Below are 3,066 nucleotides of genomic sequence, written 5' to 3' on the forward strand. Positions count from 1 at the left end.
CCCGCGGCGATGCTTCGGCAACTCGTCGTCGACGTGCAGGCATGGCGCAACGCATGGTACGGGTGCACCGTGAACGGGTCGACACCCGTTCGCCTCGGATCGGATCTCGACGATCGGATCGCGGCCGCGCGTGCGGTCATGGATCAGCGGCGACGCACTCTCGACTCGTTCTCGAAGACGAGTCGGATCTCGACGATCAACATGCAGGAGGACAGCGTCACGCTCGCCGACGAGGTCGCTCAGGCGCGCGTGCTCGTGACCGAGGCGCAGAACCTCGTCACGCGGCTCGTGTTCGAGAACGCCGATTCGGCGCAGATCGAGCAGGCGAAGCAAGCGCTCGCGACCCGCAGGGCGACGTATAACGCGGCGCTCGCAGGTTACAACGCGGAGATCGCCGCGGGGCGTGCAGCAGTCGCTACGGCGCGCCGCACGAAGGCGCTCGCGCAGATCGACTATGACCGGGCGAAGGCGAGTTATGACGCGCTCAAGGATCAGCAGCGCGACGGGAACGGCGCGTATGTGGTCGACGGCGCCGAGCTCCCCGACGCGTACAAAGTGCTGCAAGACATCTGCGATACCGCAGGCATCGAGTGGACGACGAGCACGGTCTACACGACCGGCGCCCCGCAGGTCGCGATTAATGTGCACCATCCCGCCGCAGGCACCCGCCGAGACGATCTCGTGTTCGACACGGCGGTCAACATCATCGGCCCGCTCGAACTCGAACGCCTCGAATACGCCAACGCCGCAGCCGGCATCGGCGCCGGTGAAGGATCGAAAGCGATCCGGGAGACGATGAGCGTACCGACGGAGCGGATGCGGCGCGCGGTCACCGTCGAAGACAAGTCGGCGAAGACGCGCGCGCAGATTCAGGCTCGTCTCCGAAGCGAACTCAAAGCGACGACGGGCGAACTGTTCCCACATTCGATTGAGGTGCGCGAACACCCGAACTGCCCGATCGGGGCGTGGCGAGTCGGAGATCTCATTCAGATCGACGGCGTCACGACGATCGGCACTCGTTGGTCGGGCCTCGCTCGTGTCGAGTCGTGGTCGCGGCCGTCGAGCAATCGGGCGAGCATTCAACTCGTGCCCGCTTAGAACTGAGAGGATCCCATGTCGGATAAGGATGCGCGGAAGCTCGCGCGAAAGCTCGTCGGGCTCGAACGTCGCCTCGATGCGGGCCGCGCGAAGCAACTCCCGTTCACCGCGATCGAGCTTGATGACGGCACCTCGCAGGGGATCACCGACGGCGTAACCGCCGCAGTCGACGCGTACACGCTCGCCGGCACGCATGACGAGGGCCTCACGGAACTCAGCGACATCGCCGATGGTACGGCGGTCGAGTCGACGTTCCTACCTGAGCGTCTCGGTGCTTCGGATGGGAGCGCCGATGCCGCATTCGATCTCGGGCTCGTGGCGGTTGAGCAGATTTCCGAGACCCGCATCGAGCTCGACGGGAAGCTCGCTGACGCGAATGAGCGTATCGACCAAACCGCGGCGGATCTCGGCACCGCGAAGGATCGTCTCGATGAGACGTTCGGTGTCGCGACGGAGGCGAAGCAAGCTGCGGAGCAGGCCGTCGCCCACGTCAACGCCGCACAGGAGGCAGCGAACACCGCATACGATCGCGCGGATAGCGCTCTCACAATGGCGGGTTCGAAGTCGAAGGTGCTGTACTCGACCTCTCAGGCGTCGGGCACGGCGACCGTGAACGATGTGTGGCGGCGACTCCCGACCGCGGCCGAGATCACTGCGGGCGCGAGCGCTGGCGACATCATGCAGGAGTGGCGCTACACCGCGAACGGGTGGACCGAGACGAAGATCAGCACGACCGCGATCGCGAACCTCGACGTTGGGAAGCTCACCGTCGGGACCGGCGTGATCTCCGACCTCGTTGCGCAGCATCTCGCAGCACGCACCGGTCAATTCATGCAGTTGGGCGTGGACCAACTCACAGCGACGGATGCCGCGATCTCGGAAGCCGTGATCGAAAAACTCTGGGCCGACGTCGTCAAGGCGAAGTTCCTGACAGTCACCGAGAAGATCATCGCGAACGACATCTTCGCGGCCGGCGTGGTCAGCGCGAACGCACTCGCGGGTAACGCAATCGACGGCAAGACGATCACGGGCGCGAAGATCCGCACCGCAGCGAATGGGCAACGCCTCGAACTCGACGTAAACGGGTTACGCGCGTTCAACGCGTCGAACGCCGTGACAGCCTCCCTCAAGTCAGCGACTGGCGGGTTCGACCTGACCGGATATATCCGATCAGGCATCGGCGGCACCGACCCGTTCGAGGTATACATCGAGCCCGGCTACCTGCGCAGCCAAGGCGCAGACAAGCTGATTGCCGGCGGATTACAGTATCTCGGGACCTCGAAGGCGGAGATCACCCGAGGAGAAGCAACGTTCTCGTTCAACGGGACGCATTCGTTGGCCGGATCAATCTCACGCTCTACGAAGGTGACACCAAGCGGTGTTGAGAGTGATGCGTATTTGAACAGTGCTGGCGGGATCTCGGCACCGTTTGCGATTTCGGGAGGCATCGTCACACAACGCTCGGTCGCGGCGGGTGGTGTAACGAACGTGACGGTAACGTTCCCCGTCGATCGTTTCACGGTCGCACCACGCGTTTCGGTCACCGTTTTCGGTGATGCACGCGATACGACTGTCACGGTCGACAACGTGACCGCAACATCGTGCGTAGTCAGGCTCGGTTCAATGTCGGTCGTCGCCAGAACGATTGGTGCGCACTGGACGGCTGTGCAGATGACACCCACCTCAGCGAATGGATAGCAGATGATCCACACAGTGACGTGCCGCACGGACGGGTGCGGCAACAGCAACATCAGCATCACCCTTGAGGATCCAACCTATGAAGTGATGTGTGGGGCGTGCGGTGAGCCAATCACCGATGTCGTTCCGCCGGTCCCGGAACCCGAACCGGAGCCGGAACAGAACATCGTGTTCCAAGGCGTCGCGATGGAACCGGGTCTGCTGCACGTTTAGGTGACAGATTAGTCAGGCAGCGAGTGCGACCTGCTCGTTCATGATGGCCTCGTACTC

Annotated in this window: 3 protein-coding genes; all 3 read left to right on the top strand. The window is 63.4% G+C overall.

Features of this window, described 5'->3' with window-relative positions; translation table 11 throughout:
* On the top strand, positions 1-1,098 hold a 1,098-nt coding region (locus PQI23_RS13850), incomplete at its 5' end, for a hypothetical protein (protein ID WP_339975530.1).
* A gap of 315 nt (positions 1,099-1,413) precedes the next feature.
* Entirely contained in the window at positions 1,414-2,796 is a 1,383-nt protein-coding gene (locus PQI23_RS13855; RefSeq protein WP_339975532.1) for a hypothetical protein, read from the top strand.
* A gap of 3 nt (positions 2,797-2,799) precedes the next feature.
* Complete coding sequence (locus PQI23_RS13860; RefSeq protein WP_339975534.1) at positions 2,800-3,009, top strand: hypothetical protein; 210 nt, start codon at positions 2,800-2,802, stop codon at positions 3,007-3,009.
* Positions 3,010-3,066: the final 57 nt, after the last annotated feature.

Origin of the sequence: Leucobacter sp. USCH14 (assembly GCF_037619215.1) — a bacterium.
Classification (GTDB): Bacteria; Actinomycetota; Actinomycetes; order Actinomycetales; family Microbacteriaceae; genus Leucobacter.